Annotated in this window: 12 protein-coding genes and 2 tRNA genes; 13 read left to right on the plus strand and 1 reads right to left on the minus strand. The window is 61.1% G+C overall.

The features are described 5' to 3' along the window. Positions 1–83: 83 nt before the first annotated feature. From dnaJ to greA, 5 genes are all read left to right on the plus strand, one after another. Positions 84–1,211, plus strand: a complete 1,128-nt coding sequence (dnaJ, locus tag ACGI6K_RS02945; protein WP_376948082.1) for a molecular chaperone DnaJ — start codon at positions 84–86, stop codon at positions 1,209–1,211. Positions 1,212–1,289: 78 nt separating this feature from the next. Then, on the plus strand, positions 1,290–2,093 hold the full coding sequence (gene dapB / locus ACGI6K_RS02950; protein WP_376948081.1) for a 4-hydroxy-tetrahydrodipicolinate reductase: 804 nt from the start codon (positions 1,290–1,292) through the stop codon (positions 2,091–2,093). A 186-nt stretch (positions 2,094–2,279) separates the two neighbouring features. Beyond that, positions 2,280–3,416: a glutamine-hydrolyzing carbamoyl-phosphate synthase small subunit gene (carA, locus tag ACGI6K_RS02955; protein ID WP_376948080.1), complete on the plus strand. Its 1,137-nt coding sequence runs from the start codon at positions 2,280–2,282 to the stop codon at positions 3,414–3,416. A gap of 36 nt (positions 3,417–3,452) precedes the next feature. Beyond that, the gene (gene carB / locus ACGI6K_RS02960) at positions 3,453–6,674 is read left to right on the plus strand and encodes a carbamoyl-phosphate synthase large subunit (protein ID WP_376948079.1); all 3,222 of its coding nucleotides are present in this window, start codon (positions 3,453–3,455) and stop codon (positions 6,672–6,674) included. Then, complete coding sequence (greA, locus tag ACGI6K_RS02965) at positions 6,671–7,147, plus strand: transcription elongation factor GreA (RefSeq protein ID WP_376948078.1); 477 nt, start codon at positions 6,671–6,673, stop codon at positions 7,145–7,147. Before carB ends, greA begins: the two co-directional genes overlap by 4 nt. Positions 7,148–7,297: 150 nt before the next feature. Here greA and yhbY read toward each other — a convergent pair whose 3' ends face one another. After that, positions 7,298–7,612: a ribosome assembly RNA-binding protein YhbY gene (gene yhbY / locus ACGI6K_RS02970; protein ID WP_376948077.1), complete on the minus strand. Its 315-nt coding sequence runs from the start codon at positions 7,610–7,612 to the stop codon at positions 7,298–7,300. 86 nt (positions 7,613–7,698) lie between these two features. Between yhbY and rlmE the strand changes: the two genes are divergently transcribed. The 8 genes from rlmE (at position 7,699) to rimP (ending at position 14,049) form a co-directional block, all read left to right on the plus strand. Next, positions 7,699–8,322 (plus strand): 23S rRNA (uridine(2552)-2'-O)-methyltransferase RlmE, encoded by a 624-nt coding sequence (gene rlmE, locus ACGI6K_RS02975; protein WP_376948076.1) that lies wholly within the window; start codon positions 7,699–7,701, stop codon positions 8,320–8,322. A 160-nt stretch (positions 8,323–8,482) separates the two neighbouring features. Beyond that, complete coding sequence (ftsH, locus tag ACGI6K_RS02980; RefSeq protein ID WP_376948096.1) at positions 8,483–10,396, plus strand: ATP-dependent zinc metalloprotease FtsH; 1,914 nt, start codon at positions 8,483–8,485, stop codon at positions 10,394–10,396. 6 nt (positions 10,397–10,402) lie between these two features. Then, the gene (folP, locus tag ACGI6K_RS02985) at positions 10,403–11,254 is read left to right on the plus strand and encodes a dihydropteroate synthase (RefSeq protein ID WP_376948075.1); all 852 of its coding nucleotides are present in this window, start codon (positions 10,403–10,405) and stop codon (positions 11,252–11,254) included. Between the two features lie 14 nt (positions 11,255–11,268). Further along, on the plus strand, positions 11,269–12,606 hold the full coding sequence (gene glmM, locus ACGI6K_RS02990; protein ID WP_376948074.1) for a phosphoglucosamine mutase: 1,338 nt from the start codon (positions 11,269–11,271) through the stop codon (positions 12,604–12,606). Between the two features lie 189 nt (positions 12,607–12,795). Then, positions 12,796–13,185 (plus strand): preprotein translocase subunit SecG, encoded by a 390-nt coding sequence (gene secG / locus ACGI6K_RS02995; RefSeq protein WP_376948073.1) that lies wholly within the window; start codon positions 12,796–12,798, stop codon positions 13,183–13,185. 8 nt (positions 13,186–13,193) lie between these two features. Then, positions 13,194–13,279, plus strand: a tRNA-Leu gene (locus ACGI6K_RS03000). Between the two features lie 96 nt (positions 13,280–13,375). After that, positions 13,376–13,452: transfer RNA gene (locus ACGI6K_RS03005), tRNA-Met, on the plus strand. A 138-nt stretch (positions 13,453–13,590) separates the two neighbouring features. Beyond that, the gene (gene rimP, locus ACGI6K_RS03010; RefSeq protein WP_061289733.1) at positions 13,591–14,049 is read left to right on the plus strand and encodes a ribosome maturation factor RimP; all 459 of its coding nucleotides are present in this window, start codon (positions 13,591–13,593) and stop codon (positions 14,047–14,049) included. Positions 14,050–14,060: the final 11 nt, after the last annotated feature.

Genomic DNA, 14,060 nt, shown 5'->3' on the forward strand with positions numbered 1-14,060 from the left:
TGCGGCGGGCCTGATCCGTCACGCGGGAGCTTGCTCCCGCGTCGGCGTGTCTGGGGCAGACGAATCCGGAGTTCATGAGATTTATGGCGAAGCGTGATTATTACGAGGTGCTGGGGGTCGAGCGGGGAGCCGGCGAGGCGGAGCTGAAGAAGGCTTACCGCCGTCTGGCGATGAAGTACCACCCCGATCGAAATCCCGACGATAAGTCGGCCGAGGAGAAATTCAAGGAGGTCAACGAGGCCTACGAGGTGCTCTGCGATGCTGGCAAGCGAATGGCCTACGACCAGTACGGCCATGCCGGGGTCGACCAGAACATGGGCGGGGGGGCTGGCTTCGGTGCCGGTGGAGCCAATTTCTCCGATATTTTCGGCGATGTGTTCAGCGACTTCTTCGGTGCTGGGCGCGCTGGCACCCGTGGTGGCCCGCAGCGCGGCAGCGACCTACGCTACACCCTGGAACTCAACCTGGAAGAGGCTGTTCGCGGTACGACGGTGACCATCCGGGTGCCGACCCTGGTGCACTGCAAGACCTGCGACGGCAGCGGCGCGAAGAAGGGCACCACGCCGGTCACCTGTACGACCTGCGGCGGTATCGGGCAGGTGCGCATGCAGCAGGGCTTTTTCTCTGTACAGCAGACCTGCCCGCGTTGCCACGGCAGCGGCAAGATGATTGCCGATCCCTGTCCGGACTGCCATGGCCAGGGGCGTGTGGAGGAGCACAAGACTCTGTCGGTGAAGGTGCCGGCCGGGGTCGACAGCGGCGATCGCATCCGCCTAGCCGGCGAAGGCGAGGCGGGTACCCTGGGCGGGCCGCCCGGCGATCTCTATGTGGTGGTTAGTGTCCGCGAGCACCCGATCTTCCAGCGCGATGGCAAGCATCTGTATTGCGAGGTGCCGATCAGCTTCGCCGATGCGGCGCTCGGCGGCGAACTGGAGGTGCCGACCCTGGATGGCCGGGTCAAGCTAAAGATTCCGGAGGGCGCCCAGACTGGCAAGCTGTTCCGTCTGCGTGGCAAGGGAGTGGCGCCAGTGCGCGGCGGTGCGGCCGGCGACCTGATGTGCCGGGTGGTGGTGGAGACGCCGGTCAATCTGAGCAAGCGCCAGCGCGAACTGCTCGAGGAGTTCCGTGGCAGTCTGCAGGGCAACAGCAGCCATTCGCCAAAGGCCAGCGGCTGGTTCGAGGGCATGAAGCGCTTTTTCGACGATTTGTGACTCCTGGCCGCAGGCTAGAGGTGGCAGCCTCGATGAGGCCGCTTCCAGCCTGTAGGCTCATAGCTTGAGGCTGATGTTATGCGACGTATTGCAGTGATGGGGGCCGCCGGGCGCATGGGCAAGGCCTTGATCGAGGCTGCTCGGCAGGCGCCGGGAGCCGGCCTGACGGCGGCCGTCGGACGGCCGGACAGCACCCTGGTGGGTGTCGATGCCGGCGAACTGGCTGGCCAGGGGCGGATCGGCGTGTCCTTGTCGGGCGAACTGGCCACGGTGCTGGACAAGTTCGACGTATTGATCGATTTCACCCATCCGACCGTGACCCTGAAGAATCTGGACATATGCCGTCGAGCCGGCAAGGCCATGGTGATCGGCACCACTGGTTTTTCGGCCGACGAGCGGCGTTTGCTGGACGAGGCGGCGCAGGAGATTCCGATCGTCTTCGCCGCCAATTTCAGCGTTGGCGTCAACCTATGCCTGAGGCTACTGGATACCGCGGCGCGGGTGCTGGGCGACGAGGTGGATATCGAGATCGTCGAGGCGCACCACCGGCACAAAGTGGATGCGCCGTCCGGCACTGCCCTGCGCATGGGCGAGGTAGTGGCCGGCGCTCTGGGGCGCGACCTGCAAAAGGTGGCGGTATTCGGGCGCGAAGGTCAGACCGGGGCGCGGGCGCGGGAAACCATCGGTTTCGCCACGGTGCGCGCCGGCGATATCGTCGGCGATCACACCGTCCTGTTCGCCGCCGAAGGGGAGCGGGTCGAGATCACCCACAAGGCCTCCAGCCGCATGACCTTCGCCAAGGGGGCGGTACGCGCCGCGCTTTGGCTGGAAGGACGCGATCCGGCGCTGTACGACATGCAGGACGTGCTTGGGCTGCGTTGAGTAGAAAGACCGAGTGAAAAAGTAGGTTGCTAGACCGGAAAAGCCTTTTCCTGTAACCTAGTGCCCCAATATGTCTACTAAAAGCACGCAGACAATTTGAAAGAGAGCGGGATGATGTGTTTACACGTCATTCCGCTTTTTTACAACCTGCGCATGCCCTTCAGGCTTGATTTACGGGAGGTCTTCTTGACTAAGCCAGCCATTCTCGCCCTTGCTGATGGCAGCATCTTTCGTGGCGAATCCATCGGTGCCGATGGACAGACCATCGGCGAGGTGGTGTTCAACACTGCCATGACCGGCTATCAGGAAATCCTCACCGATCCTTCATATGCGCAGCAAATCGTCACCCTGACCTATCCGCACATCGGCAATACCGGCATCACGCCGGAAGATGCCGAATCCGTTCGCGTGTGGGCTGCCGGCCTGATCATCCGCGATCTGCCGCTGTTAACCAGCAACTGGCGCAGCAAGCAGTCGCTGCCGGACTACCTCCGGGAAAACGGCTGCGTGGCCATCGCCGACATCGATACCCGTCGCCTGACCCGTATCCTGCGCGAGAAGGGGTCGCAGAACGGTTGTATTCTGGTGGGAGACGACGCTTCCGAGGAAAAGGCCTTGGAACTGGCCCGCAGCTTTCCCGGCCTCAAGGGTATGGATCTGGCCAAGGTGGTCAGCTGCAGCGAGCCCTACGAATGGCGTTCCGGCGTCTGGAGCCTGGCGACCGACAGCCATCCGGAAATTCCGGCCGGTAAGCTGCCCTATCATGTGGTGGCCTACGATTTCGGTGTCAAACTGAACATCCTGCGCATGCTGGTGGCGCGTGGTTGCCGGCTGACCGTGGTTCCTGCGCAAACTTCGGCCAGCAAGGTGCTAGCGATGAGTCCGGATGGCGTGTTTTTGTCCAACGGCCCGGGCGATCCCGAGCCGTGCGATTATGCGATTCAGGCGATCAGGGAGATCCTCGAGACCGACATCCCGGTGTTCGGCATCTGCCTCGGCCATCAGTTGCTGGCCCTGGCCTCGGGGGCCAGGACCGTGAAGATGGGCCATGGCCATCACGGTGCCAATCACCCGGTGCAGGATCTCGACACCGGCGCCGTGATGATCACCAGCCAGAACCATGGTTTCGCGGTGGACGAGAATACGCTGCCGGCTAATTTGCGGGCGATCCACAAATCGCTGTTCGACGGCACCCTGCAGGGTATCGAGCGTACCGACAAGGCGGCCTTCAGCTTTCAGGGGCACCCGGAGGCCAGCCCAGGCCCGCATGACGTAGCGCCGCTGTTCGACCGCTTCATCGCCGAGATGGCCAAGCGTCGCTGAGCCTGCCGACAGATCAACGGATTCGTGTGAGAGACCATGCCAAAACGTACAGACATCAAAAGCATCCTGATCCTCGGCGCTGGCCCCATCGTCATCGGTCAGGCCTGCGAGTTCGACTACTCGGGCGCCCAGGCCTGCAAGGCATTGAAAGAAGAAGGCTTTCGCGTCATTTTGGTGAACTCCAACCCAGCCACCATCATGACCGACCCGGCCATGGCCGATGCCACCTACATCGAGCCGATCAAGTGGCAGACCGTGGCCAAGATCATCGAGAAGGAGCGACCCGACGCTCTGCTGCCGACCATGGGCGGCCAGACCGCGCTGAACTGCGCCCTGGCGCTGGAGAAACACGGCGTGCTGACCAAGTTCGGCGTCGAGATGATCGGTGCCAACGCCGATACCATCGACAAGGCCGAGGACCGCTCGCGCTTCGACAAGGCCATGCGCGCCATCGGCCTGGAATGCCCGCGCTCCGGCATCGCCCACAGCATGGACGAAGCCTACGGCGTATTGGACAAGGTCGGCTTCCCCTGCATCATCCGTCCGTCCTTCACCATGGGCGGCACCGGTGGCGGTATCGCCTACAACCGCGAAGAGTTCGAGGAAATCTGTACTCGCGGCCTGGATCTGTCGCCGACCAGCGAGCTTTTGATCGACGAATCCCTGATCGGCTGGAAGGAGTACGAGATGGAGGTGGTCCGCGACAAGAAGGACAACTGCATCATCGTCTGCTCGATCGAGAACTTCGATCCGATGGGCGTGCATACCGGTGACTCGATCACCGTGGCTCCGGCGCAGACCCTGACCGACAAGGAATACCAGATCATGCGCAACGCATCGCTTGCGGTGCTGCGCGAGATCGGCGTGGAGACCGGCGGCTCCAATGTGCAGTTCGGCATCAATCCGGTCGACGGCCGCATGGTGGTGATCGAGATGAACCCGCGCGTGTCGCGCTCCTCGGCGCTGGCCTCGAAGGCTACCGGCTTCCCGATCGCCAAGATCGCCGCCAAGCTGGCGGTGGGCTATACCCTCGACGAGTTGTCCAACGACATTACCGGCGGCCGTACGCCGGCCTCCTTCGAGCCAGCCATCGACTATGTGGTTACCAAGGTGCCGCGTTTCGCCTTCGAGAAGTTTCCCAAGGCCGACGCTCGCTTGACCACCCAGATGAAATCCGTGGGCGAAGTGATGGCTATCGGCCGCACCTTTCAGGAGTCCGTACAGAAAGCCTTGCGTGGCCTGGAGGTCGGGGTCAGTGGTTTCGATCCCAAGCTGGATCCGGGCAACCCGGAAGCGGGGAGCATTCTCAAGCGCGAGCTGACCGTGCCGGGTGCCGAGCGTATCTGGTACGTGGCCGATGCGTTCCGTGCCGGCAAGAGCGTCGACGATGTGTTCGCAATGACTAGGATCGATCCCTGGTTCCTGGTGCAGATCGAGGATCTGGTCAAGGAAGAGGAGCGGGTCAAGACCCTTGGCCTTTCCAGCATCGATCGCAATCTGATGTGGCGACTCAAGCGCAAGGGCTTCTCCGACGCCCGCCTGGCCAAGTTGCTTGGCGTGACCGAAAAGAACCTGCGCAGCCATCGGCAGAAGCTCAAGGTGCAGCCGGTGTACAAGCGTGTCGATACCTGCGCCGCCGAGTTCGCCAGCGATACCGCCTACATGTACTCGACTTACGAGGAGGAGTGCGAGGCCAATCCGTCCAGTCGCGACAAGATCATGGTGATCGGTGGCGGTCCGAACCGTATCGGCCAGGGCATCGAGTTCGACTATTGCTGCGTGCATGCTGCACTGGCCATGCGCGAAGACGGTTACGAGACCATCATGGTCAACTGCAACCCGGAAACCGTCTCCACCGACTACGACACGTCTGATCGCCTGTATTTCGAGCCGGTGACCCTGGAGGACGTGTTGGAAATCGTCCGTGTCGAACAGCCCAAGGGCGTCATCGTGCAATACGGCGGTCAGACCCCGCTGAAGATCTGCCGCGCCCTGGAGGAAGCCGGTGTGCCGATCATCGGCACCAGCCCGGACGCCATCGACCGCGCCGAGGATCGCGAGCGCTTTCAGCACATGGTCGAGCGCCTCAACCTACGCCAGCCGCCGAACGCCACTGCCCGCAGCGAAGACGAGGCCATCGCCGCCTCGAAGGCGATCGGCTATCCGCTGGTGGTGCGCCCGTCCTATGTGCTGGGTGGCCGGGCCATGGAGATCGTCTATGAGGAAGACGAACTCAAGCGCTACATGCGCGAAGCCGTGCAAGTCTCCAATGACAGCCCGGTACTGCTCGACCACTTCCTCAATTGCGCTATCGAGGTCGATATCGATGCCGTCTGTGACGGCGAGGATGTAGTGATCGGTGCGATCATGCAGCACATTGAGCAGGCCGGCGTGCATTCCGGCGATTCGGCCTGTTCGCTGCCGCCCTATTCGCTGCCGGCGCACATCCAGGACGATATCCGCGAACAAGTCAAGAAGATGGCCCTGGAGCTCGGCGTCGTTGGTCTGATGAACGTCCAGATGGCGGTGCAGGGCGAAGACATCTACGTCTTGGAGGTGAACCCGCGCGCCTCGCGCACCGTGCCTTTTGTCTCCAAGTGCATCGGTCAGTCCCTGGCCAAGATCGCCGCGCGCGTGATGGCCGGCAAGACGCTCAAGGAGATCGGTTTCACCCGCGAGATCATCCCGACGTACTTCAGTGTGAAGGAAGCGGTGTTCCCGTTTGCCAAATTCCCCGGCGTCGACCCCATTCTCGGCCCGGAAATGAAGTCCACCGGCGAGGTAATGGGGGTCGGCGACAGTTTCGCCGAGGCTTTTGCCAAGGCCCAACTGGGGGCCAGCGAGACACTGCCGGCCGGTGGTTGCGCCTTCATCAGCGTGCGAGAGGACGACAAGCCGTTCGTCGCCGAGGTGGCGCGCAACCTGATTGCCTTTGGCTTCGAGGTGGTGGCCACTGCCGGTACCGCTCGAATGATCGAAGCGGCCGGCCTGCCGGTTCGCCGGGTGAATAAGGTGACCGAGGGGCGTCCCCATGTGGTCGACATGATCAAGAACGACGAGGTCACCCTGATCATCAACACTACCGAGGGGCGCCAGTCGATCGCCGACTCCTTCTCGATCCGTCGCAACGCTCTGCAGCACAAGATCTGCATTACCACCACCATCGCTGGTGGCCAGGCGATCTGTGAGGCGCTCAGGTTCGGTCCCGAGAAGACCGTGCGCCGTCTGCAGGATCTCCATGCAGGAATCAACGCATGACCAAATTTCCAATGACTGTCCAGGGCGCGCGCGCGCTGGAGGAAGAGCTCAAGCATCTGAAAACCGAGCTGCGCCCGCAGATCACCCAGGCGATCGCCGAGGCGCGCGAACTGGGCGACCTCAAGGAGAATGCCGAATACCATGCCGCCCGGGAACAGCAGGGTATGGTCGAGGCACGAATCCGTGATATCGAAGGCCGTCTGCAGAATGCGCAGGTCATTGATGTGACCGCCATTCCCCATACCGGGAAGGTGATTTTCGGTGTCACCGTGGAGATCGCCAACGTCGAAACCGACGAAACCGTGGTCTACCAGATCGTGGGTGACGATGAGGCCGACATCAAGCAGGGCAAGCTGTCGGTCAGTTCGCCCATCGCTCGCGCCCTGGTGGGCAAGGAGGAGGGCGATGTGGCTGCGGTCAAGACGCCGAGCGGTACCGTCGAGTACGAGATCATCGAGGTCCGCCACATCTGAACCAAAATACGGTGCCAAGGGGGCTCTTCGGAGTGGTTCTCCCTTGGCGAGTGGCATCACGTGCGCTGCTTGAGCTTGGCCACTCCTTCGCTATGCCGATCGAGCCGGTAGGCGGGCTTTCGGTCGAGAGGCGGCGGCTCGCCGATCATGTCAGGCCTGTAGGAAGCGGCTGATGTTCGAAAGGTTCCTGTTTGGCTTGGGGTTCCTGCGGTAGAGCAGGGCGACCTTGCCGATCGCCTGTGCCAGTTCGCTTCCAGAAGCCGCGCAGAGTTTGGCGATCACCGCCTGGCGGTCTTCCCGCTCGGCGAGATTGATTTTCACCTTGATTAGTTCGTGATCATTGAGGGCCCGATCCAGCTCGTTCAGGACCCCTTCGGTCACGCCATTTTCGGCCACGGTCAAAACAGGCTTCAGGTGATGGCCGATGGATTTGAAATGTTTCTTCTGCTCCTGAGTGAGCGCCATAATCTGACCCCTACGTCCGATCCCGTTGAAAAGCGGCCTAGTCTACCCGAGCGACCCGGGGCCGCCCAGCCAAACACGAGGTGCCCGTGGCACGATCCAAGACTAGTCATCGCTGGTTGAAAGAGCATTTCGATGACCCCTACGTGAAGATGGCGCAAAAGGACGGCTACCGTTCGCGTGCCAGCTATAAATTGCTGGAAATCCAGGAAAAGGACCGAATTCTGCGGCCGGGCATGACCGTGGTCGACCTGGGAGCTGCGCCGGGCGGCTGGTCGCAGGTGACCAGCCGGCTCATCGGCGATCGGGGGCGCCTGATCGCTTCGGACATCCTGCCGATGGACAGCATTCCGGATGTGACCTTCATCCAGGGGGACTTCACTGACGATGCGGTGTTTGCCCTGCTTCTCGAGGCGAGCGGCGAGCAGCCGGTCGACCTTGTGATTTCCGACATGGCTCCCAATATGAGCGGAGTGAAGGCGGCCGACCAGCCGCGGGCAATGTATCTCTGCGAGCTGGCGCTGGATTTGGCTGGGCGGGTTCTGCGTCCTGGCGGCGATTTCCTGATCAAGATCTTCCAGGGCGAGGGTTTCGACCATTATCTCCGGCAGGTGCGCGAAGGTTTCGACAAGGTACAGATGCGCAAGCCGCTCTCGTCTCGCGACCGCTCTCGCGAGCAATATCTGCTCGCGCGCGGCTTTCGTGGAGCCTAGACTGCTTATGAACCACAGGAGTGCCTGTAGGATTGGCACATAAAGGGTTACAGAGAGGCCTGCCGGGGTCGGGGGTTGTGTATTAAGTTAGGCGGGTAGTGGTCGTACCGGCCGTCATACAGGGACTGGCTCCGTCCCAGAGGGTAGTTAATTGAACGACATGGCAAAGAACCTGATTCTGTGGTTGATCATCGCGGCTGTTCTGGTGACCGTGATGAACAACTTTACCAATCCTAGCGAGCCGCAGACGCTGAATTATTCGGACTTCATCCAGCAGGTCAAGGATGGCAAGGTCGAGCGCGTGACCGTAGATGGCTACATCATCACCGGCCAGCGGGTAGACGGCGACAATTTCAAGACGATCCGTCCGGCCATCCAGGATGGTGGTCTGATCGGCGATCTGATCGACAACAACGTTCAGATCGAGGGCAAGCAACCGGAGCAGCAGAGCATCTGGTCGCAGTTGCTGGTGGCCAGTTTTCCGATCCTAGTGATCATCGCCGTGTTCATGTTCTTCATGCGCCAGATGCAGGGTGGTGCGGGTGGCAAGGGCGGGCCTATGAGTTTTGGCAAGAGCAAGGCGCGCCTGCTATCGGAGGACCAGGTCAAGACCACCTTCGCCGATGTCGCCGGTTGTGACGAAGCCAAGGAGGAGGTCAGCGAGCTGGTCGAGTTTCTGCGTGATCCGGGCAAGTTCCAGCGTCTCGGCGGGCGCATTCCCCGCGGCGTGCTGATGGTCGGCCCGCCCGGTACCGGCAAGACGCTGCTGGCCAAGGCGATCGCCGGCGAGGCCAAGGTTCCGTTCTTCACCATTTCCGGTTCGGACTTCGTCGAAATGTTCGTCGGGGTAGGCGCCTCGCGCGTACGAGACATGTTCGACCAGGCGAAGAAACATGCTCCCTGCATTATCTTTATCGACGAGATCGACGCCGTCGGTCGGCACCGTGGCGCCGGGCTCGGCGGCGGTCACGACGAGCGGGAGCAGACCCTCAACCAGTTGCTGGTGGAGATGGATGGCTTCGAGATGAACGATGGCATTATCGTCATCGCGGCGACCAACCGTCCCGATGTGCTCGATCCGGCACTGCTGCGCCCCGGTCGCTTCGACCGCCAGGTGGTGGTCGGCCTGCCGGATATCCGTGGTCGCGAACAGATCCTCAAGGTGCACATGCGTAAGGTCCCAGTGAGCGAGGATGTCAATCCGGCGGTCATCGCCCGTGGTACGCCCGGTTTCTCCGGCGCCGACCTGGCCAACCTGGTGAACGAGGCCTCGCTGTTCGCCGCGCGGGCCAACAAGCGCATCGTGGAGATGCGTGAGTTCGAACTGGCCAAGGACAAGATCATGATGGGCGCCGAGCGCAAGACTATGGTCATGTCCGAAAAAGAAAAGCTCAACACGGCCTACCACGAGGCAGGACACGCGATCGTCGGTCGGTTGGTGCCTGAGCATGATCCCGTCTACAAGGTGTCGATCATCCCGCGTGGACGTGCTTTGGGCGTTACCATGTTCCTGCCGGAGGAGGATCGCTACAGCCTGTCCAAGCGGGCGCTGATCAGTCAGATCTGCTCGTTGTTCGGCGGGCGGATCGCCGAGGAAATGACGCTGGGCTTCGAAGGGGTCACGACCGGTGCGTCCAATGACATCATGCGCGCCACTCAAATCGCTCGGAACATGGTGACCAAGTGGGGCCTGTCGGAAAAGCTGGGGCCGCTGATGTACGCGGAAGAGGAGGGCGAAGTGTTCCTCGGTCGTACGGCTGGAGCCCAGCACTCCAACGTCTCGGCGGAAACCGCCCGGCTGATCGATCAGGAAGTGCGCAGTATCATCGACCAGTGCTATGCCACGGCTACCAAGCTGTTGACGGATAACCGGGACAAGCTGGACGTGATGGCAGAGGCATTGTTGAAGTATGAAACCATCGATGCCGACCAGATCGACGACATCATGGCAGGGCGCGTGGTTCGCGAGCCGAAGGACTGGCAAGGCGGGGGCTCTGGCACCTCTGGAACGCCCGCTTCCCAGGGGACCAGTCGGCCCGAAGCTCCGATTGGAGGGCCTGCTGGCGAACATTAAGGCTCGATGATGACCTCGCTGTCTCCAACCCGGTTGTCTTGCGGCAACCGGGTTCTCGATTTGTCACGTCCCCAAGTGATGGGGATTCTCAATGTAACGCCAGACTCCTTTTCCGACGGAGGGTGTTTCGACAGGCTCGATGCGGCCTTGAACCATGCACGAGCCATGGTCGCCGCCGGCGCCGCGTTGATCGATGTCGGAGGGGAGTCGACCCGTCCTGGCGCCGGCACGGTATCGGCGAGCGAGGAGTTGGACCGGGTCGCGCCCGTCGTCGAAGCCATCGCTGCCGAGTTGGATGTCATCGTATCGGTGGATACCTCGGCACCCCTCGTGATGCGCGAGACGACCCGGCTGGGAGCCGGTCTGATCAATGACGTTCGTTCGCTGCAACGGGAGGGAGCCTTGGCGGCTGCGGCGGAAACGGGATTGCCTGTCTGCCTGATGCACATGTCGGGGGAGCCGGGCACCATGCAGCAGGACCCCCGGTATGAGGATCTGCTGGGCGAGGTACGTGGCTTTTTGCTTGGACGTATGCAGGCCTGTGCGGCCGCGGGGATTCCGGCCGAGCGTCTGCTGCTGGACCCAGGTTTTGGTTTTGCTAAGACATTGCAGCATAACCTGCTGCTGTTCCGGCATATGGAAATACTGCATGAACTCGGCCGCCCGCTGTTGGTCGGTGTATCCCGCAAAAGCATGATCGGCCAGGTGCTGGGGCGTGATATCGGTCGGCGCCTGAACGGCAGCCTGGCTCTGGCGGCACTGGCTATCGCCAAGGGGGTACGCATCGTGCGGGTGCACGATGTGGCGGAAACGGTCGAAGTGGTAAGAATGATCGATGCCGTGGAGACGGCGGAATAGGTGGAGGGTAAGCATTGAGCAAAAAATATTTCGGCACCGACGGCATCCGTGGGCGAGTAGGCGAGTATCCCATCACGCCGGATTTCATGCTCAAGCTGGGATGGGCTGCCGGAAAGGCCTTTCGTCGCCAAGGCATATGTCGTGTGCTGGTTGGCAAGGATACCCGCATATCCGGCTATATGTTCGAGTCGGTGTTGGAGGCGGGGCTCTCCGCTGCTGGTGCCGATGTGTTGCTGCTCGGGCCCATGCCGACACCGGCCATCGCCTATCTAACGCGGACCTTTCATGCCGAGGCTGGCATCGTCATCAGTGCTTCGCACAATCCGCATTACGACAATGGCATCAAATTCTTTTCCGGGCAGGGAACCAAGCTGCCCGACGAACTGGAGCTGGTCATCGAGGAACTGCTCGACAATCCGATGACGGTGGTCGACTCGGCCCAACTGGGCAAGGTTTCCCGTATCAACGATGCGGCAGGCCGTTATATCGAGTTCTGCAAGAGCAGCGTGCCGACCGGGACCAGCTTCGCCGGTCTCAAGATGGTCGTGGACTGCGCTCATGGTGCCACTTACAAGGTTGCTCCCAATGTGTTCCGCGAGTTGGGGGCCGAGGTGGCGGTTCTGGCGGCCCAGCCCAACGGGCTGAACATCAATGACCGTTGCGGCTCCACTGATATCGTCGCGCTGCAGGCCGAGGTCCTCATGCAGCGTGCCGATCTGGGTGTCGCCTTCGACGGCGATGGCGACCGTGTGCTGATGGTCGATCACACCGGAGCGGTGGTGGATGGTGATGAGCTGCTCTTTCTCATTGCGCGCGACATGTACGAACACGGCAAGTTGCAGGGAGGCGTCGTCGGTACCCTGATGAGCAATCTGGGATTGGAACTGGCTCTGCAGGATATGGGGATTCCATTTGTGCGGGCCAAGGTCGGCGACCGCTATGTCATGGCTGAACTGCTGACCCGCAACTGGCAACTGGGTGGCGAAGGTTCCGGACATATCGTCTGCTGCCATCGCTCGACGACGGGCGACGGCATCATCGCTGCGCTGCAGGTGCTGCGGGCCCTGAAGCACCGTGGACAAAGGCTTGCGGAGGCGCGCCAGGGAATGCGCAAATTTCCCCAGGTGCTGGTCAACGTGCGCTATGCAGGCGACAAGGACCCTGTCGGGCATCCGGTCGTGCAAGAGGCTTGCGAGCGAGTGACCGAGCAGATGGCTGGGCGGGGACGGGTGTTGCTGCGCAAATCGGGCACCGAGCCCTTGGTTCGGGTGATGGTCGAGGGTGACGACGAGAGCCAGGTACGGCTTCATGCTGATAACTTGGCAAAGATTGTTTCGGATGTATGTGCTTGATTCGCTTGCGAGTCGATCCTGATTCATATAACATCTGCGCCCACTTTGAGTGACGAGGCAGGCTCGTGTCGTTCGCTTGGTTTCTGTCGAGTGGGATGCATGGTGTCTGTGCTGGTGATCGCGGAGTCGAGAGTCCGTGTCGGTCATAATGAAGTTTGGTGCAATCTGTCGCGCCGCGGGTAATAGAAGATGCTGGAAACAGAAACGATCGTTATCGTCTTTCACCTGTTGGCTGCGCTGGGTGTAATCGCGCTAGTGCTAATTCAGCAGGGTAAGGGCGCGGAGGCGGGTGCCTCTTTCGGTTCTGGTGCGTCGGCCACTGTTTTTGGTAGCCAGGGCTCCTCTACCTTCCTGAGTCGCGTTACTGCTATACTTGCTGCCGCTTTTTTCCTGACCAGCCTTGGATTGGGGTTTCTGGCCAAGGAGAAGGCTGACTCGCTGAGCAAAGTCGGTCTTCCGGATCCGGCGGTGTTGGAAGTTCAGCAGAAGAAGCCGGCGGCGGAGGATGTACCGGTGCTTGAGGAGCGGAAACCTGCGGGTGATGCCGTAGACGTGCCGCAGGCTCCCGAGCAGAAGTAAAGGTTTTTGCCGAGGTGGTGGAATTGGTAGACACGCTACCTTGAGGTGGTAGTGGCCATAGGCTGTAGGGGTTCGAGTCCCCTCCTCGGTACCAAATCAAGAGGCCCGCTAATTAGCGGGTCTTCTTGTCGGCGGAAGTTAGGTTGACCAGGCGTGAAGGTCGTGCGTATACTTCCGCTCCAGCTTTTGACGCGGGGTGGAGCAGTCTGGTAGCTCGTCGGGCTCATAACCCGAAGGTCGTTGGTTCAAATCCAGCCCCCGCAACCAGTTGTCGCAGAAGCCCCTTTTTAGGGGCTTTTTGCTAGGTGAAAGCAAGTGCCGGCAAGCGGCACACATGGCGAAGATGATGAAGGGAATGGGCGTTTCGCCCATTTTTTATTTGCACAGCATGCGCGAGGGGGTCAGGTGTCGAGCAAGCTAGAACAGTTGCAGGCCTTGTTGGCCCCGGTGGTCGAGGCTCTCGGCTATGAATGTTGGGGCGTCGAATTCCTGTCGCAGGGGCGGCACTCGTTGCTGCGGGTCTATATTGATCACGCCGATGGCATCCTCATCGATGATTGCGAGAAGGTCAGTCGTCAGATTAGTGGTGTGCTCGATGTGGAGGATCCGATCAGTAGCGAATACACCCTTGAAGTTTCCTCTCCTGGTATGGATCGGCCGCTGTTCACGCTCGAACAGTTCGTTCGTTGTGCCGGTGAGCAGGTGAAGATCAGGCTGCGCTCCCCGTTCGAGGGACGGCGCAACTTCCAAGGGCTCCTGCGTGGCGTCGAAGATCAGGACGTGGTCGTTCTGGTGGACGATCATGAATATCTGTTGCCGATCGATCTGATCGATAAAGCCAATATCATTCCCCGTTTTGACTGAGACGCGGATCC

The organism is Azorhizophilus paspali, assembly GCF_043587585.2.
Taxonomy (GTDB): Bacteria; Pseudomonadota; Gammaproteobacteria; order Pseudomonadales; family Pseudomonadaceae; genus Azotobacter; species Azotobacter paspali.

What these genes read in the sequence shown, in the direction of transcription:
- dnaJ (WP_376948082.1), top strand. Translation starts at nt 84, where the DNA reads ATGGCGAAGCGTGATTATTACGAGGTGCTGGGGGTCGAGCGGGGAGCC.
- dapB (WP_376948081.1), top strand. Translation starts at nt 1,290, where the DNA reads ATGCGACGTATTGCAGTGATGGGGGCCGCCGGGCGCATGGGCAAGGCC.
- carB (WP_376948079.1), top strand. Translation starts at nt 3,453, where the DNA reads ATGCCAAAACGTACAGACATCAAAAGCATCCTGATCCTCGGCGCTGGC.
- greA (WP_376948078.1), top strand. Translation starts at nt 6,671, where the DNA reads ATGACCAAATTTCCAATGACTGTCCAGGGCGCGCGCGCGCTGGAGGAA.
- yhbY (WP_376948077.1), bottom strand. Translation starts at nt 7,612, where the DNA reads ATGGCGCTCACTCAGGAGCAGAAGAAACATTTCAAATCCATCGGCCAT.
- ftsH (WP_376948096.1), top strand. Translation starts at nt 8,483, where the DNA reads ATGGCAAAGAACCTGATTCTGTGGTTGATCATCGCGGCTGTTCTGGTG.
- folP (WP_376948075.1), top strand. Translation starts at nt 10,403, where the DNA reads ATGATGACCTCGCTGTCTCCAACCCGGTTGTCTTGCGGCAACCGGGTT.
- secG (WP_376948073.1), top strand. Translation starts at nt 12,796, where the DNA reads ATGCTGGAAACAGAAACGATCGTTATCGTCTTTCACCTGTTGGCTGCG.